This is a genomic window from Mucilaginibacter litoreus, from assembly GCF_042676805.1.
Lineage (GTDB): Bacteria > Bacteroidota > Bacteroidia > Sphingobacteriales > Sphingobacteriaceae > Mucilaginibacter > Mucilaginibacter litoreus.
This window is the reverse complement of record NZ_JBHTHZ010000001.1, coordinates 577,138-595,268: the sequence shown is the minus strand read 5'-3', so window position 1 is coordinate 595,268 and position 18,131 is coordinate 577,138. Positions and strand designations below refer to the sequence as shown.

General features: G+C 42.9%; 19 protein-coding genes. 12 read left to right on the top strand and 7 right to left on the bottom strand.

Annotation, left to right across the window (positions count from 1 at the left end; translation table 11 throughout):
• The first annotated feature begins 33 nt into the window (after positions 1–33).
• A complete protein-coding gene (locus tag ACFQZX_RS02800; protein WP_377111113.1) occupies positions 34–1,368 on the top strand; it encodes an MBL fold metallo-hydrolase in 1,335 nt (444 codons plus the stop codon).
• A 39-nt stretch (positions 1,369–1,407) separates the two neighbouring features.
• Positions 1,408–2,133 (top strand): DUF3891 family protein, encoded by a 726-nt coding sequence (locus tag ACFQZX_RS02795; protein ID WP_377111111.1) that lies wholly within the window; start codon positions 1,408–1,410, stop codon positions 2,131–2,133.
• 4 nt (positions 2,134–2,137) lie between these two features.
• Here the strand turns inward: ACFQZX_RS02795 and ACFQZX_RS02790 are convergent, their stop codons facing one another.
• From ACFQZX_RS02790 to ACFQZX_RS02765, 6 genes are all read right to left on the bottom strand, one after another.
• Complete coding sequence (locus ACFQZX_RS02790; protein ID WP_377111109.1) at positions 2,138–2,884, bottom strand: LytR/AlgR family response regulator transcription factor; 747 nt, start codon at positions 2,882–2,884, stop codon at positions 2,138–2,140.
• Entirely contained in the window at positions 2,881–3,915 is a 1,035-nt protein-coding gene (locus ACFQZX_RS02785) for a sensor histidine kinase (protein WP_377111108.1), read from the bottom strand. Before ACFQZX_RS02785 ends, ACFQZX_RS02790 begins: the two co-directional genes overlap by 4 nt.
• 26 nt (positions 3,916–3,941) lie before the next feature.
• Positions 3,942–4,277, bottom strand: coding sequence for a DUF4288 domain-containing protein (locus tag ACFQZX_RS02780; RefSeq protein WP_377111106.1), 336 nt, complete (start codon positions 4,275–4,277; stop codon positions 3,942–3,944).
• Between the two features lie 32 nt (positions 4,278–4,309).
• Entirely contained in the window at positions 4,310–5,140 is an 831-nt protein-coding gene (locus tag ACFQZX_RS02775) for a LiaF transmembrane domain-containing protein (RefSeq protein ID WP_377111104.1), read from the bottom strand.
• A gap of 129 nt (positions 5,141–5,269) precedes the next feature.
• Positions 5,270–6,325, bottom strand: a complete 1,056-nt coding sequence (locus ACFQZX_RS02770) for an agmatine deiminase family protein (RefSeq protein ID WP_377111103.1) — start codon at positions 6,323–6,325, stop codon at positions 5,270–5,272.
• Positions 6,326–6,447: 122 nt separating this feature from the next.
• Positions 6,448–7,317 (bottom strand): carbon-nitrogen hydrolase, encoded by an 870-nt coding sequence (locus tag ACFQZX_RS02765; RefSeq protein WP_377111099.1) that lies wholly within the window; start codon positions 7,315–7,317, stop codon positions 6,448–6,450.
• A 182-nt stretch (positions 7,318–7,499) separates the two neighbouring features.
• On the opposite strand from ACFQZX_RS02765, the gene ACFQZX_RS02760 reads away from it, so the two are divergent.
• The 5 genes from ACFQZX_RS02760 (at position 7,500) to ACFQZX_RS02740 (ending at position 11,690) form a co-directional block, all read left to right on the top strand.
• Complete coding sequence (locus tag ACFQZX_RS02760; protein ID WP_377111097.1) at positions 7,500–8,459, top strand: lysylphosphatidylglycerol synthase transmembrane domain-containing protein; 960 nt, start codon at positions 7,500–7,502, stop codon at positions 8,457–8,459.
• A gap of 130 nt (positions 8,460–8,589) precedes the next feature.
• On the top strand, positions 8,590–10,365 hold the full coding sequence (locus tag ACFQZX_RS02755) for an aromatic amino acid hydroxylase (protein ID WP_377111096.1): 1,776 nt from the start codon (positions 8,590–8,592) through the stop codon (positions 10,363–10,365).
• Positions 10,366–10,388: 23 nt separating this feature from the next.
• On the top strand, positions 10,389–10,637 hold the full coding sequence (locus ACFQZX_RS02750; RefSeq protein ID WP_377111095.1) for a hypothetical protein: 249 nt from the start codon (positions 10,389–10,391) through the stop codon (positions 10,635–10,637).
• Positions 10,627–10,989 (top strand): type II toxin-antitoxin system VapC family toxin, encoded by a 363-nt coding sequence (locus tag ACFQZX_RS02745; protein WP_377111094.1) that lies wholly within the window; start codon positions 10,627–10,629, stop codon positions 10,987–10,989. The genes ACFQZX_RS02750 and ACFQZX_RS02745 overlap by 11 nt, the downstream gene beginning before the upstream one ends.
• Positions 10,986–11,690: an SDR family NAD(P)-dependent oxidoreductase gene (locus ACFQZX_RS02740; RefSeq protein WP_377111093.1), complete on the top strand. Its 705-nt coding sequence runs from the start codon at positions 10,986–10,988 to the stop codon at positions 11,688–11,690. The genes ACFQZX_RS02745 and ACFQZX_RS02740 overlap by 4 nt, the downstream gene beginning before the upstream one ends.
• On the opposite strand, the gene ACFQZX_RS02735 is transcribed toward ACFQZX_RS02740, so the two are convergent.
• Positions 11,687–12,880: a cation:proton antiporter domain-containing protein gene (locus ACFQZX_RS02735; protein WP_377111092.1), complete on the bottom strand. Its 1,194-nt coding sequence runs from the start codon at positions 12,878–12,880 to the stop codon at positions 11,687–11,689. The two genes, ACFQZX_RS02740 and ACFQZX_RS02735, sit on opposite strands and share 4 nt — an antisense overlap.
• A gap of 147 nt (positions 12,881–13,027) precedes the next feature.
• Here ACFQZX_RS02735 and namA point away from each other — a divergent pair, with 147 nt between their 5' ends.
• The 5 genes from namA (at position 13,028) to ACFQZX_RS02710 (ending at position 18,072) form a co-directional block, all read left to right on the top strand.
• Positions 13,028–14,095 carry an NADPH dehydrogenase NamA gene (namA, locus tag ACFQZX_RS02730; protein WP_377111091.1) on the top strand — a complete coding sequence of 356 codons (1,068 nt, stop codon included), beginning with the start codon at positions 13,028–13,030 and terminating at the stop codon, positions 14,093–14,095.
• Positions 14,096–14,188: 93 nt separating this feature from the next.
• Positions 14,189–14,608: an OsmC family protein gene (locus tag ACFQZX_RS02725; protein WP_377111090.1), complete on the top strand. Its 420-nt coding sequence runs from the start codon at positions 14,189–14,191 to the stop codon at positions 14,606–14,608.
• A gap of 75 nt (positions 14,609–14,683) precedes the next feature.
• A complete protein-coding gene (locus tag ACFQZX_RS02720; protein WP_377111089.1) occupies positions 14,684–15,274 on the top strand; it encodes a DUF4230 domain-containing protein in 591 nt (196 codons plus the stop codon).
• Positions 15,275–15,340: 66 nt separating this feature from the next.
• Positions 15,341–16,723, top strand: coding sequence for a M16 family metallopeptidase (locus ACFQZX_RS02715; protein WP_377111088.1), 1,383 nt, complete (start codon positions 15,341–15,343; stop codon positions 16,721–16,723).
• Between the two features lie 14 nt (positions 16,724–16,737).
• Entirely contained in the window at positions 16,738–18,072 is a 1,335-nt protein-coding gene (locus ACFQZX_RS02710) for a M16 family metallopeptidase (RefSeq protein ID WP_377111087.1), read from the top strand.
• Positions 18,073–18,131 lie beyond the last annotated feature (59 nt).

The following is an 18,131-nucleotide window of genomic DNA, read 5'->3' as shown; positions in this document are numbered from 1 at the left end:
ATTAAAATCCTATCTTTGCGGCACTGACACATTATGATAATACACCAGTTTTATGATAAAGGGCTGGCACATGCATCTTATGCCATTGTGCGTAGCGGAAAGATGATTGTTATTGACCCGGCGCGTAACCCGCAGCCTTATTATGATTTTGCCGAATTACATGAGGCAAGCATAGTTGGCGTTATAGAGACCCATCCGCACGCCGATTTTGTGAGCGCCCACCTGGAGATACATCAAACCACCGGCGCTACAATTTATGTGAGTAAACTCGCAGGTGCCGAGTACCCGCATGAGGCTTTTGACGATGGGGATGTGATTAAACTGGAAGATATCAGCTTAAAAGCCATCAACACACCCGGCCATTCACCCGATTCTATTTGCATTTTGGTAGAAAATGAAAGCGGTAAGGATTGTGCCATATTTACCGGCGATACGCTTTTTGCCGGGGATGTAGGTCGCCCGGACCTGCGTGAAACAGCAGGAAACATCACAGCTAAAAAAGAAGAACTTGCCAGGCAGATGTACCATTCTACCCGCGAGAAACTGATGACACTGCCGCCAGATGTTACCGTTTACCCCGCGCATGGCCCGGGCTCGTTGTGCGGTAAAAGCATGAGTCCCGATCTGCAAACCACCATAGGCAAAGAACTGCGCGAAAATTACGCGCTGCAGTTGATGGATGAGCTGGCTTTTGTTAAAATCCTAATGGCCGATCAGCCCTTTATGCCTAAATATTTTCGATATGATGTGGAGCTTAACAAGACCGGCGCACCGGCTTATGCCGAAAGTATTGCCAACGTATCAAAACCGGTAGAAGAGATCAGCCTGGATAATGACGCTTTGTTTATTGATATCCGCCCTAAAGAAGATTACCGTAACGGGCATGTAAAACGCTCTATAAACCTGCAGGACGGTGAAAAATTTGAAACATGGCTGGGTTCGGTCGTAGGTCCTGAAGAAGCTTTTTACCTGATTGGTAGCGATACAGAGGCATTGGACATTGCTATAGCTAAAGCCGCCAAAATCGGTTATGAGGGTAACATACGCGCTGCTGTGTTAACGCCGTCTACAGCTGTAGAAAAATCAGCAAAGTTGGATGTTGAAGCGTTTAAAGCCAATCCTCAAAACTATACAATTGTAGATGTACGCAATTGGGGCGAAATAAACTCAGGTAAACTTTTCAATAATGCCCTTACTATACCATTGCCCGAACTAAGGGAGCGGGTGAGCGAAATTCCGACTGATCAACCAATTGTTGTGCATTGCGCGGCAGGTTACCGTTCGGCCGCGGCCGTAGGTATTATCACTTCAGTTGTTGAAGATGTTCCGGTTTATGATCTGAGCGATAACATTAAACACTGGCAGTAAGCGCAAAAACAATTTTCATAATAGTTCATTATCATTTGGATGATAGTGAATTATACCGAACAGGGCTGGGAAATAGTATTACAGCGGTCGCACGGATTACTTGCCGCCCAAATAGCCATTCACTGGCAAAAGGCTTTACGGCCCGAACGCTGGGTGGAAACAATAATAGCCATTGCCGACCATGATGATGCCCAAACAGAATTAGAAGCTGATGATCTGCTTACCGAACAGGGCGGCCCGGTAAACTTTAAAATGAAAAAGTTTGATGCGGAGCATTGTCGCAGGCTGCATGATTTTTCATTATCCAAGAGCCGCTACATTGCTTTGCTTACTTCTATACACATGGCATTCCTGCACTCGGCCGAGGCGGAAAGCAATCCTGCAGCCAAACGTTTTTTAGAGGAGGAGAAAAAACTGCAGGTTAAATGGTTAAAAGAATTAAAAATTACCGCTGAGGAAGCAAATAAGTCTTACGGACTCATGGAATGGTGCGACGCGCTTTCATTGCTGCTTGCACAGCATGACCTGCAACCCGAGCACCGGGTAATTGAAGTAAGCCGCGGGCCGGATGATAAACAATATAAACTAATGACAAAGCCCGATGGCAAGTTGACTATCAACCCCTGGCCATTTGAAGACGATTCTTTTTTACTTTCCCTTGAGTGCAGATTATTAAAACGATTGCAATTCAACTCATGCAGGCAATTCAAAAAAGAATTGCAGCAAGCTATGGTAACAGAAAAAATCTGGCAATTTGAAAGATGAAGGCTTATATACCCAGCACCTGTTTTAACTTGGCGTAGCCAGTTTTGCTGACCGGTATTTTTGCCCCTGATTTAAGTATCGCCAGGTGGCTGTCTTTTTCATAAGGGTCAAGGCGGGTGATTTGCTCAATAGCTACGATGTATGAGCGGTGAACACGTACAAAATGCCTTGGATCCAGCGTCTTTTCGAAAAAGGCCATTGTTTTGTTTTTCAGGAATGCGCCCTCTGATGTCACCACGCTTACATAGTCGTCATCGGCTTGCAGGTATTCTACATCCTGTACGGCTATGATTTTTACTTTGGTGCCTGTTTTAACCACAATACGCTCGTTTTGTGCCGGGGATTGTGCCGCTTCCTCTAACAAGGGATTGGTTTTAGTTACGGGTGTTGGCCCTGCTGGTGCCTGTGCCAGCAGCTTATCAATAGCCTTATGGAAACGCTCTTTACTAAAGGGCTTAAGCAGGTAATCAACCGCATGGGCTTCAAATGCCTTTATAGCATATTCATCAAATGCGGTGGCAAAGATCACCGCAGGTGGCTGGTCAACCAGCTCCAGCATCTCAAAGCCGTTTATCTTGGGCATCTGTACATCCAGAAATATCAGGTCGGGCTGGTGCTGCTGTATGGCTTTTAAGCCTTCAAAGCCATCGCCACATTCCTGTAAAACTTCAATCTGCGGAAAATCGAGTAAATATTCCTGTACAACCATGCGTGCCAAAGGCTCGTCATCAATAATTAAAGCGCTGATCATAACTGCGGTACTTTTATAATGGTTGTAAATATATTATCATTTGCGTGAGTTTCCATCAAATCGTTACGCGCAAATATCAAATATAACCGGCGCTGCACCCCGCTTAAGCCAAAACCGGTGCCTTTACGCGGGCGTGAGGTTTTTGGATCATACGGATTTTGTATCATGATGACCAGGTACTGATCTTCCATTTCGGCCCTTACGCTGATAGTAACCTCATCAGTTGTATCATACAAACCAAATTTTATGGCATTCTCCACCAGTGGTTGTAACAGCAATGACGGGAGATTGGCTTCGCCGCAGGCTTTGTCGCAGCTGATCTCTGTTTGCAGGCGATGGCCAAAGCGTACCTTTTCTATATCAAGGTAAAGATTAAGGTGCGCCAGTTCATCGTTGAGTGGTACCAATAGCTGTTCATCTTTTTTCAGTGTCCCCCTCAAAAAGTCCGATAGTTGATGGATCATCTTCCGGGCAAGCTCTGGCTTAAAACCAATAAGCGCGTTGATAGAGTTAAGGCTGTTGAACAAAAAGTGTGGTTGTAACTGCTGGCGCAGATTATAAAGCTCGGCATCGCGGGCAAGTTTCTCGGCCTCGGTTTTGCGTTGCTCGGTACGTTTATGATCCAGTTGGGTATACCATAAAGCGCTGATCATGGCCATCCACCCAATGGCTAAAAACAAGGTAAAAAACCGGATGATAAGTGATTGCTGCAGAAAGTTAAAGTACACCTGCCCCATGTTAAACAGCGGTAGTATGTAACGGCAGCCTGCAGCGCATGCTATCGCCAATGCAGCGCACCAGATAAAAAGGAATATATAGCTTTCCCTATCTGGCTGATAGTAACGCAAATTGTTATTAATGAGCCAGCAGGCTATAGTAAGCAGTATTGCGCTAAGCACACTATCAACACCTGCTGTTAACCATTCAAAGCCAAAGCTATGAATAATGTACATCTGCAGGGCAGTCCAAACCAACCCACAGGTAGCAAAAGCTCCTATTAATTTTGATTGTGATAATGTAGACGCAGCCAAAGCCTTTTATTTAGTGTTGATTGAATTTAATTTCTTGTACCTAAAAGGGCGCTTTTATGATGAGCCCACTTAATGTAAAGGTCGGGGTCTGGCGCTTCATGTATGTTGTAGTAAAGTTCTGTCCCATCTTTAAGGTCGCTTAAAACATTTAGTTCTGCAACATCAATAAACTGCCATTTAACTGTTTGTTTCTGCACGTTCAGGAAGCTATCCTGGTTAGCGTGCCCAATAAAGCTTGCCTTTTCAAAGGCCTGCTGTTCGGTATCGGCATTTATCAACCTTAATTGCTCATCAAACTGTGCGCTGTGGTCGCCATTGCCACTAATTACCCTGAAAACTAATTTAGCTACATACCAGTTCATGTCGTGCTCCTTTCAATGGTTATCTATAATTATTAATAACTACGGATATCTACCCCAGCAAATAGAGATACACCTTTTAATACCAATACTTTATCGTTATTGATAGGTTTAGTGGTTTTGATACGCCTGTCGTCTACCCCGGCAAAAACCGCTGCCAGATCAGGCACCACATGCCAGTTAGCCGGAACGATCAGTTTAATGCCGCCAAACACCTGTGTAATATCAATCACCACCCGTCCATTAATGTCGGCCTGAGTAAAATCAAGCTCGGCACCACCAAAGATGTTAGTGATATCGCCACCCTGGAAGTTTTTAGAAAGGATGGTTTTATTTACACCGCCAAAAATGGCTGTAGCATCTAAAAAGTCTTCTTGGGATGGCGGAGGAACTGAGCCTGCAGGCTGTACCGGTGGAACATCAGTTGATGAAGTGTTAAAAGTTGCATCGTTGAAGTCTGTTGACTGAGCTTCTGGAGCGGCCTGAAAATCGGTACGGTATTTTTTGTCCCAGTAATTGTTATCAAAAGCTGGTGTTTTATGGCTTTTTTTAGACATGATCCAAAAGCCAAGGGCAATGATGGCTATTGGCCAAACAAAGCTGTCGGCATTATGAATGTTCTCTGTTATCATGAAGATAACGCCCAGACCTATTAATATAATGCCTGATGATTTTTGGTAATTGTTACGGGCTCCAACTACCACGCCCCAGAAAATAAGCCATAGCGGCCAAAGGTCTATAGAGTCTGGAATAAAAAGTATGCCGAATTGTCTTAAAAGCAGGTAAACACCTATGATGAGCAAGACAGCCCCAAACATCACTTTGGTTTTAGGGGTCTTGTTGGGAATATTTATATTGTTGGACATGGTTATCTTAATTTTAATGTTAGCCAAAAGTAATGGAAGATTACAGATTACCAAACCCAACATTGGCAACATCATTAAAGATGTCGGTAAGCGCGGGAGAATTGTCGGTAAAAAATTAGGCGGTGTTACTTACACCGCCGGTTCCTGCTGACTAAGGCAATGGAAACTACCCAGCCCCCAGATAATATCAGTTGAATCGATACCTACAACTTTTCTGTCCGGGAAACAGCCTTGGATGATGTCTAAAGCCTTGTCATCCTGTTTTGAACGATAGGTGGGTACCACCACGGCAGAATTGCCTATGTAAAAATTAGCATAAGATGCAGGCAGGCGCTGATCATCATAGATCACCGGATCTGGCATGGGTAGCTCAATAATGTTAAGCTGTTTGCCGTTTAACAAGCGCATTGTTTTAAGCGTTTGGAGGTTTTCCTGCAGTATATGATAGTTTTCGTCGTTTTTATTCTCTTCAACTACAGTAACCACGGTATCGGTGTTTACAAAACGGGTAATGTCGTCGATGTGGCCGTCCGTATCGTCGCCTACAATACCGTCGCCCAGCCAAAGTATCTGTTTTACGCCGTAGTAGTTTTGGAGGTAGCTTTCAATCTGCTGCTGGTTTAAATGCGGGTTACGGTTTTGATTTAAAAGGCACGCAGTAGTAGTTAAAACGGTACCGGCGCCATTAAAGTCAACCGAACCGCCTTCCATCACAATGCCCGGATGATAAACCGGCAGGTTAAAGCGCTGCGCAATTTTAGTTGGTATTACATCATCAAGATCATACGGAGGGTATTTATCGCCCCAGGCATTATAACCCCAGTCAACAATCACCTTTTTCTTTTCTGCGTAGTTCACCAAAAATGCAGGGCCATGGTCGCGGCACCAGGCATCATTGGTAGGGAACAAAAAGAACTCAACCTTGCTCAGGTCGGCGCCAACAAGCTGTAACTGCTGCTTAGCAAAAGCTTGCATCTGCTCATCAACCACGTTGATACGCACAATCTCGCCCTCGGTAAGTACTTTGATAAACTCGGCATACTTGCCATAAATCATTCCCAGTTTACCAGGCCATGAAGCCTCCTTGTGCGGCCAGCTCAGCCAGGTGGCTGTGTGCTGCGCCCATTCGGCAGGGAAGGTAAACCCTGCTGAAGCAGGTAAGTCAATAGTCGATGGTTGGCTCATGATGCGAGTATATATTATGTCATTGCGAGGAGGTACGACGAAGCAATCTCAGCATACATGATAAGCATGCGTATGAGATTGCTTCGCTATCGCTCGCAATGACATGGGTAATGATATTATTATTAATCGTTATCTAAAAGGCGTTTCGTTATCGGCTGATAGCTGTCAATGCGTCTGTCGCGCAGGAACGGCCAGTGACTTCGGTAGTAGTCGCTTTTATCAGTATCCAGTTCCAACACCTCGATGGCTTCTTCGTGGTGAGGCGCCTGATACATTACCGTCCCAAAGGGATTAGACACAAACGAACCGCCCCAGAAACGTAAACCGGCTTCTTCGCCAGAGCGGTTAACGCTTACCACATGCACACCATTTGCAATAGCGTGTGAGCGCTGTATAGTTTGCCATGCGTTGTATTGCTCTGTGTTGGTGATATCATCCTGGGTAGATGCCCAGCCTATGGCGGTTGGGTAAAACAAAATTTCGGCACCCATTAACCCGGTAATACGGGCAGCTTCGGGATACCACTGGTCCCAGCAGATCAATACACCTATTGTAGCAAATTTGGTTTTGAAAACCTTATAGCCCAGATCGCCCGGGGTAAAGTAAAATTTTTCATAAAAGCCCGGGTCGTCAGGAATATGCATTTTGCGGTACTTACCCAGGTAAGCGCCATCTGCATCTAATACAGCAGTGGTATTATGGTAAACGCCCTGCGCGCGTTTCTCAAACAAAGAGGCGATGATTACAACACCCAGCTCGGCTGCAACGGCCGACAAAGCATCTGTAGACGGGCCGGGGATAGGCTCGGCCAGTTTAAAATTGTCGTAATTCTCAACATCGCAAAAATAAAGTGATGTAAAAAGCTCCTGCAAGCATATAATCTGGGCGCCTTTGGCAGCTGCCTCACGCACTTTGCCTATAGCTTTATCCAGATTTTCCTGCTTATTAGCAGTGCAGCTCATCTGCACTAAACCTACTTTTACCTTACCCATAGCGTTTATAAAATTTGGCGCAAAAGTACGCAATTATTGTGAGGATTACAGCGATTTAAATACCCTGATTTTATTGAATTGATCTTAAAATTACACTCATCTTATATAACAAATCTGCCCTAATACAGTTAAAAAGTAGCTGAACTATAACATCAATTAAAAATGCATAGCTTTGCAACCGCATGAAAGACATTGCAGAAACCGAAGTTGAAGAAACGGAGAAGGCGCTGAAGCCTAAAACCTGGAAAGACACTTTATGGAACGTAACCAAAGTAGTGCTTAAGTTTGCGGTCACCTCGGTGCTTTTGTACTTTGTGTTCCGCAAGGTTGATTTTAATGAGGTAAAGGAACGGCTTATCAATGCCAATTACTGGTGGATGTTTGCCGCTTTACTGTGCTTCTTTTTCTCCATAGTAATATCTTCCTGGCGGCTGTCCAGCTTTTTCAAATCCATTGATCTTAAGCTCGATCCGCGATTTAACTTCAGGCTATACCTGCTTGGCCTTTTCTATAACTTTCTGCTTCCGGGGGGTATTGGGGGCGATGGATACAAGATCTACCTGCTGAACAAAAACTATAAGCTGCCGGCCAAAAAGGTGTTTTGGGCAATTATGTTTGACAGGCTTAGCGGGCTTTGGGCTATTGGGCTCATTATAGTCGCGCTGATATTTCTGATACCGCAGATAGATATACATATTGGTATTCCGTTATCCATATTTATTGGCGGTTCAATCATTTATTACTTTGTTGCCTATAAATTTTTCAGGGAGTATACCCGTCATTTTTTTGCCGCGCATGCCAAGGCAGTTGCGGTGCAGGGTTTACAGGTGCTTGCCATTGTGTGCATTCTGTTAGGGCAAAACTTCACAGGTAAATTTTCACCCTACCTGCTGTCTTTCCTGGTATCAGCCCTGGCAACGGTTATACCTATAAGCATAGGCGGTGCCGGCGTGCGCGAAACCGTTTTTACTTATCTTACCAAATTTTTTCCGATGGAAAAAAGCCTGGCGGTTTTTTTACCAGGCACTTTTTATATCATCTCCATAATGGTTGCCTTGTTGGGCTTGTACTATGTAATACGCCCCAGCCGCTTAGAAGAAGGTTTAAATAAAGGCGATTTTAATTCTGAAAACAAGTTATAAACCGGAATTAGATATTGAAAAATTTTGTTTAACAAAATATTGATTAATAAAATGTTAAACATACCTTGTTATCAGGTATAATGAACCAATATAAATAATTTTACGTTTTGTTATAAACCAACAAACCGTAATGAGCCGATTCAATGATTTTAACAATCCGCAGGTTGCTGCGTTGCCATGCCATTTAAAACAATTTATTGTAGATCAACACTACGAGCATTACACGCCGGTAGATCAGGCTGTGTGGCGGTATGTGATGCGGCAAAATTACAGCTATTTAAAGGATGTAGCCTATTACCCTTACATCCCGGGATTACAGAAGGCCGGCCTCACCATAGAAAAAATACCCGACCTGCAGGAAATGAATGATGCTTTGGGTAAAATAGGTTGGGGAGCTGTAACCGTTGATGGTTTTATACCGCCTGCAGCGTTTATGGAGTACCAGGCATACCGCGTGCTGGTGATAGCGGCAGATATCCGCCAGCTTAATCATATAGAATATACCCCTGCGCCGGATATCATACATGAGTCGGCCGGGCATGCGCCTATAATTGCTGATAAGGATTATCATGAGTACCTAAGCTACTTTGGCTCAATAGGGTCAAAAGCGATGTTTAGTGCAGAAGATTTTGAGCTTTATGAGGCTATACGACAGCTATCTATTTTAAAGGAAATGCCTGATGCAGATGAGGCTGTTATCAAAAAAGCAGAAGATAGGGTTGATTGGCAGCAAGCTAACATGGGTGAGCCATCAGAAATGGCCTTGCTGAGCCGCCTGCACTGGTGGACGGTGGAGTACGGCCTGATAGGTACGCCGGAAGATCCCAAAATTTATGGCGCGGGTTTACTATCGTCTATTGGCGAAAGCGCCAGTTGTATGAAGCCTGATGTAAAAAAGTTACCTTATACGATTGATGCGGTCAACTACCCTTATGATATCACCAAGCCCCAGCCGCAGCTTTTTGTAACGCCAACTTTTCAAAGCCTTATTGATGTATTGGAGCAATTTGCAGATACCATGGCCTTTCGGCGCGGTGGAGTTTATGGGCTGCAAAAGGCTGTAGGCAGTAAAAATGTTTGTACAGCGGTTTATAGTTCCGGTTTGCAGGTTTCAGGCGTATTTACAGGGTTTGAGGGGCATGAAGGCAATGCGGTATTTGTAAAAACCACCGGACCGACCGCGCTGGCTTTTAACAATAAACAGCTTAGCGGGCATGGTAAAGATTATCATAAAGATGGGTTCAGTTCTCCGGTAGGAAGATTAAGAAGCGGTAAAAAAGCATTGGAAGATTATACCAGTGAAGATTTGCAAAATGCTGGCATAGAAGCAGGTAAGCTCGCGCTGCTTGAGTTTGCTTCGGGCATTACTGTATCAGGTGAAGTAAAAAGTATTGCATTAATGGATGATAGGATCCAGCTTATCAGCTTTATAAATTGTACGGTAACAGATAAGCAACAGCATACGCTTTTTGACCCATCCTGGGGCGTTTATGATATGGCAGTGGGTGAACGCATTGTTTCTGTATATTGCGGTGCTGCAGATAAGGACGCGTTTTTAGAAATATCCTTAAAATCAAACACAAATACGCACCATCCCGATTATGATCCTCGTACCAAGGAGTTGCACCAATTGTACCAACAGGTACGTAACCGCAGGCAAAATAAGGGCGACTTTGGTTTTTTAGGTAATGTATGGATGGTGCTCCAAAAACATCACCATGATGATTGGTTGTGTGCGCTGGAAATACTTGAAATATTAGAGCATGAAAACGCTGAACCGGAACTGGCAAAAGAAATAAGGCAGTTTTTGGAAAACAAAGCCGCAAAAGAGCTTCTGTATAAAAAGCTGATAGACGATGGTTTGTACCTTATAAAGCATCCGGTAGAAGAGAAATTGGTGGTTTGATATTTGTTTGCTAATTTAGAGCTATGACAACGCTGATTGTAAAAGTTGATGACGAACGTACAGAATCACTCAAAAGAATACTGAGTGAAATTCCGTATGTGCACGAGGTTGAGGAAGAAAATGAGTCTACTTTTTTTAAAGAGCCATCTACTCAATATGAGCGTATAACTGCTATTTTGGATAAAGCAAAAGGACAAAATTTGTTTAATGAGATTAAAGACCCATCCAAATGGCAACGCGAGATAAGAAAGGAATGGGATCGTGATTTTTGATACGAATGTCCTGATTTATCTTTCAAAATACATTTTATCACCAAAAAGAGTTTTTTTAGAACATGCATCAATTTCGGTTATCACTAAAATTGAAGCGTTAGGCTATGCATTTAAAAATCAAGCAGAGCAACAATTGCTTATTGATTTATGCAATGAACTTAGCATTTTATCATTGTCTGACGACATAGCTGCAACAACAATCGAAATAAGAAAGAATAACCGCATTAAACTTCCTGATGCAATCATTTATGCAACTGCATTGGTTCAAAATCAACCGCTTTTAACTAACAATATTGCCGACTTTAAAGCTCTTGGCGATAAAGTGAAATTGATTGATCCGTTTACTTTATGAACATTATAATAACAGGCGCCAGCAGCGGCGTAGGATTCGAGGCAGTTATCGAATTGACATCTTCCGGAAAACACAAGGTAATAGCTCTGGCACGCTCCCAAGCCAAACTCGAGAAGCTGCTTGAAATATCTAAGAGCCTTAACCCAGATTGTATCCTGTACGCCATAGCGTTTGATATTGTTCATGATGACTATACCGGCTTACAGCAATTCATCGATGCCAATTTGGACGGCAGGGTAGATGTACTGATCAATAATGCAGGCGTTTTAGTTAATAAGCCATTTATGAAGTTACAGGAAATGGACTTTGTAGAGATGCTGCAAAGTAACTACCTGGGCCATGTACGCATTATTCAGAACCTGTTGCAATTTATGATGAGCGGATCACACATTGTTAACATAGGTAGTATGGGCGGTTTCCAGGGAAGCGCTAAATTTCCTGGCTTATCGGCTTACTCAGCAAGTAAAGCGGCATTACATACGCTTACAGAATGCCTTGCGCAGGAGCTGAACGAACAAGGCATAAAAGTAAACTGCCTGGCGCTTGGCTCTGCACAAACAGAAATGCTGGAGGCTGCTTTTCCGGGTTATGAGTCGCCGGTTATGGCCTTTGAAATGGGTAAATACATTGCCGATTTTGCCTTAACTGGTCATAAGTTTTTTAATGGCAGGATACTTCCGGTAGCGCTGACTACGCCTTAAACATCCTTAAATTCCTGGTTTGCTTGTTTTTTAGTACTTAACAGCCCCAGGCTCATGATAACGCTGGTACCCAATATCACCAAAAACAACAAACCGGTTCCAACCTGGGGTATTTTAAGGTCTTCAGGTAAATTGTAAAAGAGCAATACACTTATCAATCCGCGCGGAATAATAACCAACTCTGGCATCAGGCTTCCTTTAAGTACCAGCTTAAGGTATGCAAATCTTACCAGGTAAATCAACATCAGCACAAAAGCGCCGTTTACCAGTGTGGCAATATCCTCCAACTGGTAAATGTTTATACTGAAACCAAATACTATAAAAAAGAACGTACGCATAATAAATGCGCTTTCTGCAGATAGTTGGAATAGTTGTTTAATGTCGTGCCCAAGCGTTGGGTAAATAAACACTTTACGAAACCACGTTATTTTTATCTGGCCGGCATTATTTAAAAATAAGCCTAAGGCTAATACAATTATTAATGAAGACAAGTGGTAAGATTGGCCAATACTGTAAACTAAGATCAGTATGGAGATGATAAGGAAAGATTTGATATGATGTGTTAACCTGCCTATTAAATATAATAGCAACAGGCAGGAGCCACACGCTACCAGCAATATCAATATCAATTCGGCGCCAAGCCTTGCAAATGACGACACATAGATATGTTTATTGCTTATCATGAAATTAAAAAGTACTACTGTGAGTATATCCGAAAAAGAGGACTCGTAAATAATAAATTCTTTTTTGTCTTTACTGATGTGTGATGCCGATGGAATGGCAATGGCGGAGCTTACAACGCAAAACGGAATAGCATTTATAAAGCAATGGTAAATGCTTTGCCCGCTTATATAAACAAAAGCTGCTGTTATAAGGCAGGATGTTAATAATAAAATACAAAGCGCCGAAACGAACGATTTTTTGATGACAGTATTTTTATCTTGGCTATACTTAAGCTCCAGTGCGCCTTCAAACACAATAAGTATTAAACCTAAAGTACCCAGGGCAGGTAATATTTTGCCGAGGTTAATAATTGGTAACTGAAAATAGTCAACACCTAATCGTATACCAATGCCAAGCAATAGCAATAAAATAACAGAAGGGATTTTTGTTTTGCCTGCTATCAGGTCAAACAGGTAACTAAATATTACCAGCCCACTCAAAACGATCAGGGTTGCGTATGTGCTCAAATTAATAGTTTTAAATAGCTTCAGGTGCAACACAAAATACTACTAATTGTTCATATTAAGGTAAACAAGCAGGAGCTAGTGGGTATTTTACAAAACCATGGTAGTAAATGCCGGTTACTTATACATATTTGCATCAAACAAATAATTATGGCACATTTATTTTCGCCTCTTAAAATAAAAAGCATCGAGTTAAAAAACCGGATTGTGGTATCGCCTATGTGCCAATACTCCAGTACGGATGGTTTTGCGAATAACTGGCACTTGGTACACTTAGGAAGTATGGCCATTGGAGGTGCTGCCTTACTGATAACAGAAGCAACGGCGGTATCTCCGGAAGGCCGCATATCATTTGCCGATCTGGGCATCTGGAAGGATGAGCATATTGAAAAACTTAAAGAAATAACCACTTTTATTGAGCAACAGGGCGCTATTCCCGGTATGCAATTGGCCCACGCGGGCCGTAAAGCCAGCCATGCAGAACCCTGGAATGGCGGTAAACAAATACCGCCGGATGATGCAAACGGATGGGATACTGTTGCGCCAAGCGCCGTGCCTTTTAGCGATGCAGAAATAGCACCCCACGAGCTTGATAAAGCCGGCATACATAAAATAATCGCCGATTTTAAAGTCGCTGCTGTAAGGGCTTTAGCGGCAGGTTTTAAAGTTATTGAACTGCATGGTGCGCATGGGTACCTTATCAATCAGTTTTTATCGCCTTTAAGCAATAAACGCACGGATGAATACGGCGGTTCATTTGATAACAGGGTAAGGTTTGCTTTAGAAATAGTTGACGCGGTAAATGAGGTGTGGCCGGATGATCTGCCGTTGTTCGTAAGGATATCTGCGTCTGAATGGATTGAAGGCGGATGGACAGTTGAAGATTCTATAGCTCTGGCCAAATTGCTTAAAGAAAAAGGTGTCGATCTGATAGATTGTTCCAGCGGTGGTAATGTTGCAGGTGTTCGTATACCGCTTAAACCGGGCTACCAGGTGGAGTTTGCTGAAGCCGTTAAGGAGAGCGGTGATATACTTACCGGCGCCGTTGGCCTGATAACAACTGCAAAACAAGCTAACGAAATAATTAAAACCGGCCAGGCAGATGTTGTGTTGCTTGCACGCGAAATGCTGCGCGATACCCATTTCCCGCTGCGTGCAGCACATGAGTTAGGCCATGATATCAATTGGCCTGTACAGTATGAGCGTGCAAAATGGTAATCATATAAAATTATGTGCACAATGATAACCTTCTATTATTTTAGAAATCATACACAACACTTAAATTAGCATAAACTCACAAACCATATAACTATGAAACGTACCGCAAATGCACATTGGAACGGCACTTTACAAGAAGGTAAAGGCGAAATTACAACCCAAAGTACTACTTTAAACAAAACGCAATACTCATTTAAGACCCGTTTTGCCGAAGGAGTTGGCACAAACCCCGAAGAACTTATCGCTGCTGCACATGCAGGATGTTTTACTATGGCGGTTGGCGCCGCACTTACACAGCAGGGCATAACCCCGGGCGATTTAACAACAGATGCCATACTTGACCTGGATATGCAGGCGCTTGAAATTAAAGGCATCCACCTGGAGCTTAAAGCAACCGTTATTGATGGTGTTGACGAAGCAAAATTTACAGAGGTAGCTGAGGGCGCAAAAGCAAATTGCATTGTATCTAAAGCTCTAAGCGTGCCAATTACGCTGAATGTAACATATGCTTAATTAATAAGCACTTAATGATAGACAGCGATGGCCAAACCATCGCTGTTTTAATTTGTAGGTACTTTAAACTTATGTATGTTTAATTCATTACGTTCGCGCTTTTCGCTGACCTTAGCTTTTGCCCTGGTTATTACCGGCTTTTTAATATTCCTGTTTTTTTACATCAAGCATGAGTTTAACACTACACACTCCGAGGTAAATGATGATATTATGGTTTCGCGCATTGTAAGTATGGGTAAACTTGAATTGGTTAAGTATGCGATGAAAGATGTGATAGAGAAAAAGGAACTGCACATGTTACTGCCCGACTCACGCGTGTTGTTTGTGGCGGTAGGCGAGGTGACTGCCTGCATCGACTTAACTAAAGTTAGAAAGGACGATATTTTGCAAAGCGGCGATAGCGTAACTGTTGCACTGCCGCAACCCGAGATATGCTACGTAAAGCTGGATCATCAGCAATCAAAAGTGTATGATGTTTCGGGCGTGTGGTTTGCCAACAAAAGCAAGCAAATGGTAGAGGATGTTTACAAAATTGCCGAGCAAAAAATGCTTGCTTCTGCCAAACAGTTAAATGTTGTTGGTAAGGCCAGGGAAAACGCCCAAACCATATTTAAACCTTTTTTAGAAAGTGTATCTGGTAAAAAAGTAGTAATAACATTTAAATAAGATTTCTTTTAACTAAAGTTTTAATTATATGTAATATATTTAAGGGTCTGTAATCTAATTAATACTATGACCCTTAAAATTACAAAACTATTAACCCTTACTGCCGCCGGCCTTATTGGCTCTTTGTGTGCAGTTGCCCAGCCAAGGCTTCCGGAAGGTTATTTCTGGAAGAAACTTCCCAATGGGCTGGAAGTTGTTGTTATTGAAAACAGCAAAGTACCATTAACTACTATTGAGATTGCTGTAAAGAACGGTGCATATACCGAAGGGCCTGAATTTAGCGGCCTTTCACACTTATTTGAGCACATGTTTTTTAAAGCTAACAAAGATTACCCTACCCAAGAGAAATTCTTAAAGCGTACACAGGAACTTGGCGCTATCTGGAACGGGACAACCAGCGTAGAGCGTGTTAACTATTACTTTACCATTGGCAAGGATAGCTTGGATGCCGGTTTAAAACTGATGAATGCTTCTGTCCGGTTTCCTATCTATCGCGAAGAGGATATGAAAAAGGAACGACCTGTAGTTGACGGCGAATTTCAGCGTAACGAAAGCAGCCCTGGCTTTCAGTTATATTATGCAATTAACGAAAAGCTTTGGGGCGACCTTATCACTCGTAAAATGCCTATTGGTATCCACGAGGTGATCAACTCGGCAACGCCAGAAAAAATGATGGTCATCAAAAACAAATATTACTTTCCTAATAACAGCTTGCTGATCATCTGTGGCGACGTAAAGCATGAAGATGGCTTTAAAAAAGCCGAAGCTATATTTGGCGACTGGCAAAGCAGCGGCTTTAATCCGCATGAAAAATACCCTATACCTGCATTTAAGCCGGTCGAAAAAAATGTCGCTGTAGTAAAGGAAATGTCAATCGCCCGTACTCCAATGATGATGTTCGACTGGCAAGGACCTGCCTACATGACCGATTCAGCATCTACCGTTGCTGCAGACGTTTTCTCAACTATATTGGACCTTAATTCATCTAAATTGCAACAGGCGCTCGTTGATAAAGGCCTGGCTTCATCAGTGGGCTTCAGCTATAATACCAGCCACTATATCGGCCCGGTATCATTATTTGTTATGCCTAACCCTACTAAACTGAAGGAGTGCTATGATGAGATCCAGAACCAGATGAGCCAGTGGGGTAAGCCGGATTATTATACCGATGAGCAACTGGCCGATGCAAAGGCTATCCTGCTGCGTAACCATAGCCGCGAAATGGAAAAGCCATCATCTATACCTTCGCAGTTAAGCTATCAGTGGTGCAGCACTTCGCTTGATTATTATACTGATCTGACCAACAATTATCAAAAGGTAACACGCGCCGATATTGCCAAATTCATTAATACTTATGTAGTAGGCAAGCCAATGGTTTCGGGCATAATTTTAACACCCGAGGCAAGTAAGGCAGCTAATGTAGCGTCGTTTTTTGTAGCTAAAAACTAAAACCTGAATCAAAAATGAAAAAATATATATACCTGCTGCTGCTTGCGGCGGCAACAACAGGCGCTAAACCTGCTTTTGCACAAAAGGAAGCCTACGAAATGATGGTTGATGGCGTAAAAGTGATTGTACAGCCAAGCGGTAACGATATTGTGGAGATACAAACTGTAATAAAGGGGGGCGTGCAAAACTACCCGGCCAATAAACAAGGGATTGAGGCAATGGCCATGACGGCCCTTACCGAGTGTGGTACCCTTAAGCACGATAAGAATAGTTTCAAAAATCAGCTGGATAAAATAAGCGCCGGAGTTTACGGCGGTGCTACAAAAAACTATTCGGTAATAAAGCTTAATTGTATAAAAAGCGACCTGGATGTAGCCTGGCCGCTGTATGTTGAAGCTATTACCATGCCTAAGTTTGATGCAAAGGAGTTTGATCGTATTAAGCAGGACAGGTTGACCGGCTTAAAATCACAAGACTCAAACCCGGACTATGCAATAGACAAATTTGCAGACAGCCTTGCCTTTGCCGGGCGCGATTACGCAAAGAACCCTGCCGGTACACCCCAAACTGTGAAAGCCCTTACTGCCGAAGAAACGAAGAAATATTACGAATCGGTATTAACCAAGTCGCGTTTGTTGGTTGTTGTAGTGGCCGATCTTGACCGTGCAGAAATTGAAACCAAAGTAAAGGGTTTGCTGGGCACAATAAAAAAAGGCGCTCCGTTTGAATTGAAAAAATCTTTTTTTAGAGCCTATAAAAATACTTTCTCTGCAGAAGGCCGCGAGCTGGCTACCAACTATGTTGAAGGTGTGACCAGCGGACCAGCCCCTGGCGCGCCTGATTTTGATGCATTTAACGTTGCTATGCGTATTTTTGCTGATAAGCATTTCCTGGATGTTCGTACAAACAATGGCTTATCATACGCGCCGCAGGCCTGGTTCAGCGTTGGCTCTACTTCGGTAGCCAAGTTTTCTGTTTCAACAACTGAACCTGATAAATATATAGCCGTATTTGATAAACTGGTTGATCGTTTAAAGAAAGATGGGTTTAGCGCTGCTGATGTTGCAGATATGAAAGTTACTTACCTTACCGGGTTTTATTATAAAAATGAAACCAATACCGCTCAGGCGGCATCCATCGTGTCTAACGAAGTTTTGCATAACAACTGGAGGCGCTCTTTAACCCTGGCAGAGGATGTGAAAAAACTTACCCCTAACCAGGTTAGCGATGCTTTCCGCAAGTATATTGGCAACATTGTTTGGGTGTACCAGGGAGATAAGAAAAAAGTTAACCCGATACTATATACCAACGGTACATTGCATAATGCAGATAACCCGGTAACGCATTGATAAGTCAATAGATAGTAGTCGATAGTCCATAGTATTTTTGTTTGTATATCAAACAATTA

Coding starts and splice junctions, on each gene's coding strand:
- ACFQZX_RS02800 (WP_377111113.1), top strand. CDS start 34: ATGATAATACACCAGTTTTATGATAAAGGGCTGGCACATGCATCTTAT.
- ACFQZX_RS02795 (WP_377111111.1), top strand. CDS start 1,408: ATGATAGTGAATTATACCGAACAGGGCTGGGAAATAGTATTACAGCGG.
- ACFQZX_RS02790 (WP_377111109.1), bottom strand. CDS start 2,884: ATGATCAGCGCTTTAATTATTGATGACGAGCCTTTGGCACGCATGGTT.
- ACFQZX_RS02780 (WP_377111106.1), bottom strand. CDS start 4,277: ATGAACTGGTATGTAGCTAAATTAGTTTTCAGGGTAATTAGTGGCAAT.
- ACFQZX_RS02775 (WP_377111104.1), bottom strand. CDS start 5,140: ATGTCCAACAATATAAATATTCCCAACAAGACCCCTAAAACCAAAGTG.
- ACFQZX_RS02770 (WP_377111103.1), bottom strand. CDS start 6,325: ATGAGCCAACCATCGACTATTGACTTACCTGCTTCAGCAGGGTTTACC.
- ACFQZX_RS02765 (WP_377111099.1), bottom strand. CDS start 7,317: ATGGGTAAGGTAAAAGTAGGTTTAGTGCAGATGAGCTGCACTGCTAAT.
- ACFQZX_RS02760 (WP_377111097.1), top strand. CDS start 7,500: ATGAAAGACATTGCAGAAACCGAAGTTGAAGAAACGGAGAAGGCGCTG.
- ACFQZX_RS02755 (WP_377111096.1), top strand. CDS start 8,590: ATGAGCCGATTCAATGATTTTAACAATCCGCAGGTTGCTGCGTTGCCA.
- ACFQZX_RS02750 (WP_377111095.1), top strand. CDS start 10,389: ATGACAACGCTGATTGTAAAAGTTGATGACGAACGTACAGAATCACTC.
- ACFQZX_RS02740 (WP_377111093.1), top strand. CDS start 10,986: ATGAACATTATAATAACAGGCGCCAGCAGCGGCGTAGGATTCGAGGCA.
- namA (WP_377111091.1), top strand. CDS start 13,028: ATGGCACATTTATTTTCGCCTCTTAAAATAAAAAGCATCGAGTTAAAA.
- ACFQZX_RS02725 (WP_377111090.1), top strand. CDS start 14,189: ATGAAACGTACCGCAAATGCACATTGGAACGGCACTTTACAAGAAGGT.
- ACFQZX_RS02720 (WP_377111089.1), top strand. CDS start 14,684: ATGTTTAATTCATTACGTTCGCGCTTTTCGCTGACCTTAGCTTTTGCC.
- ACFQZX_RS02715 (WP_377111088.1), top strand. CDS start 15,341: ATGACCCTTAAAATTACAAAACTATTAACCCTTACTGCCGCCGGCCTT.
- ACFQZX_RS02710 (WP_377111087.1), top strand. CDS start 16,738: ATGAAAAAATATATATACCTGCTGCTGCTTGCGGCGGCAACAACAGGC.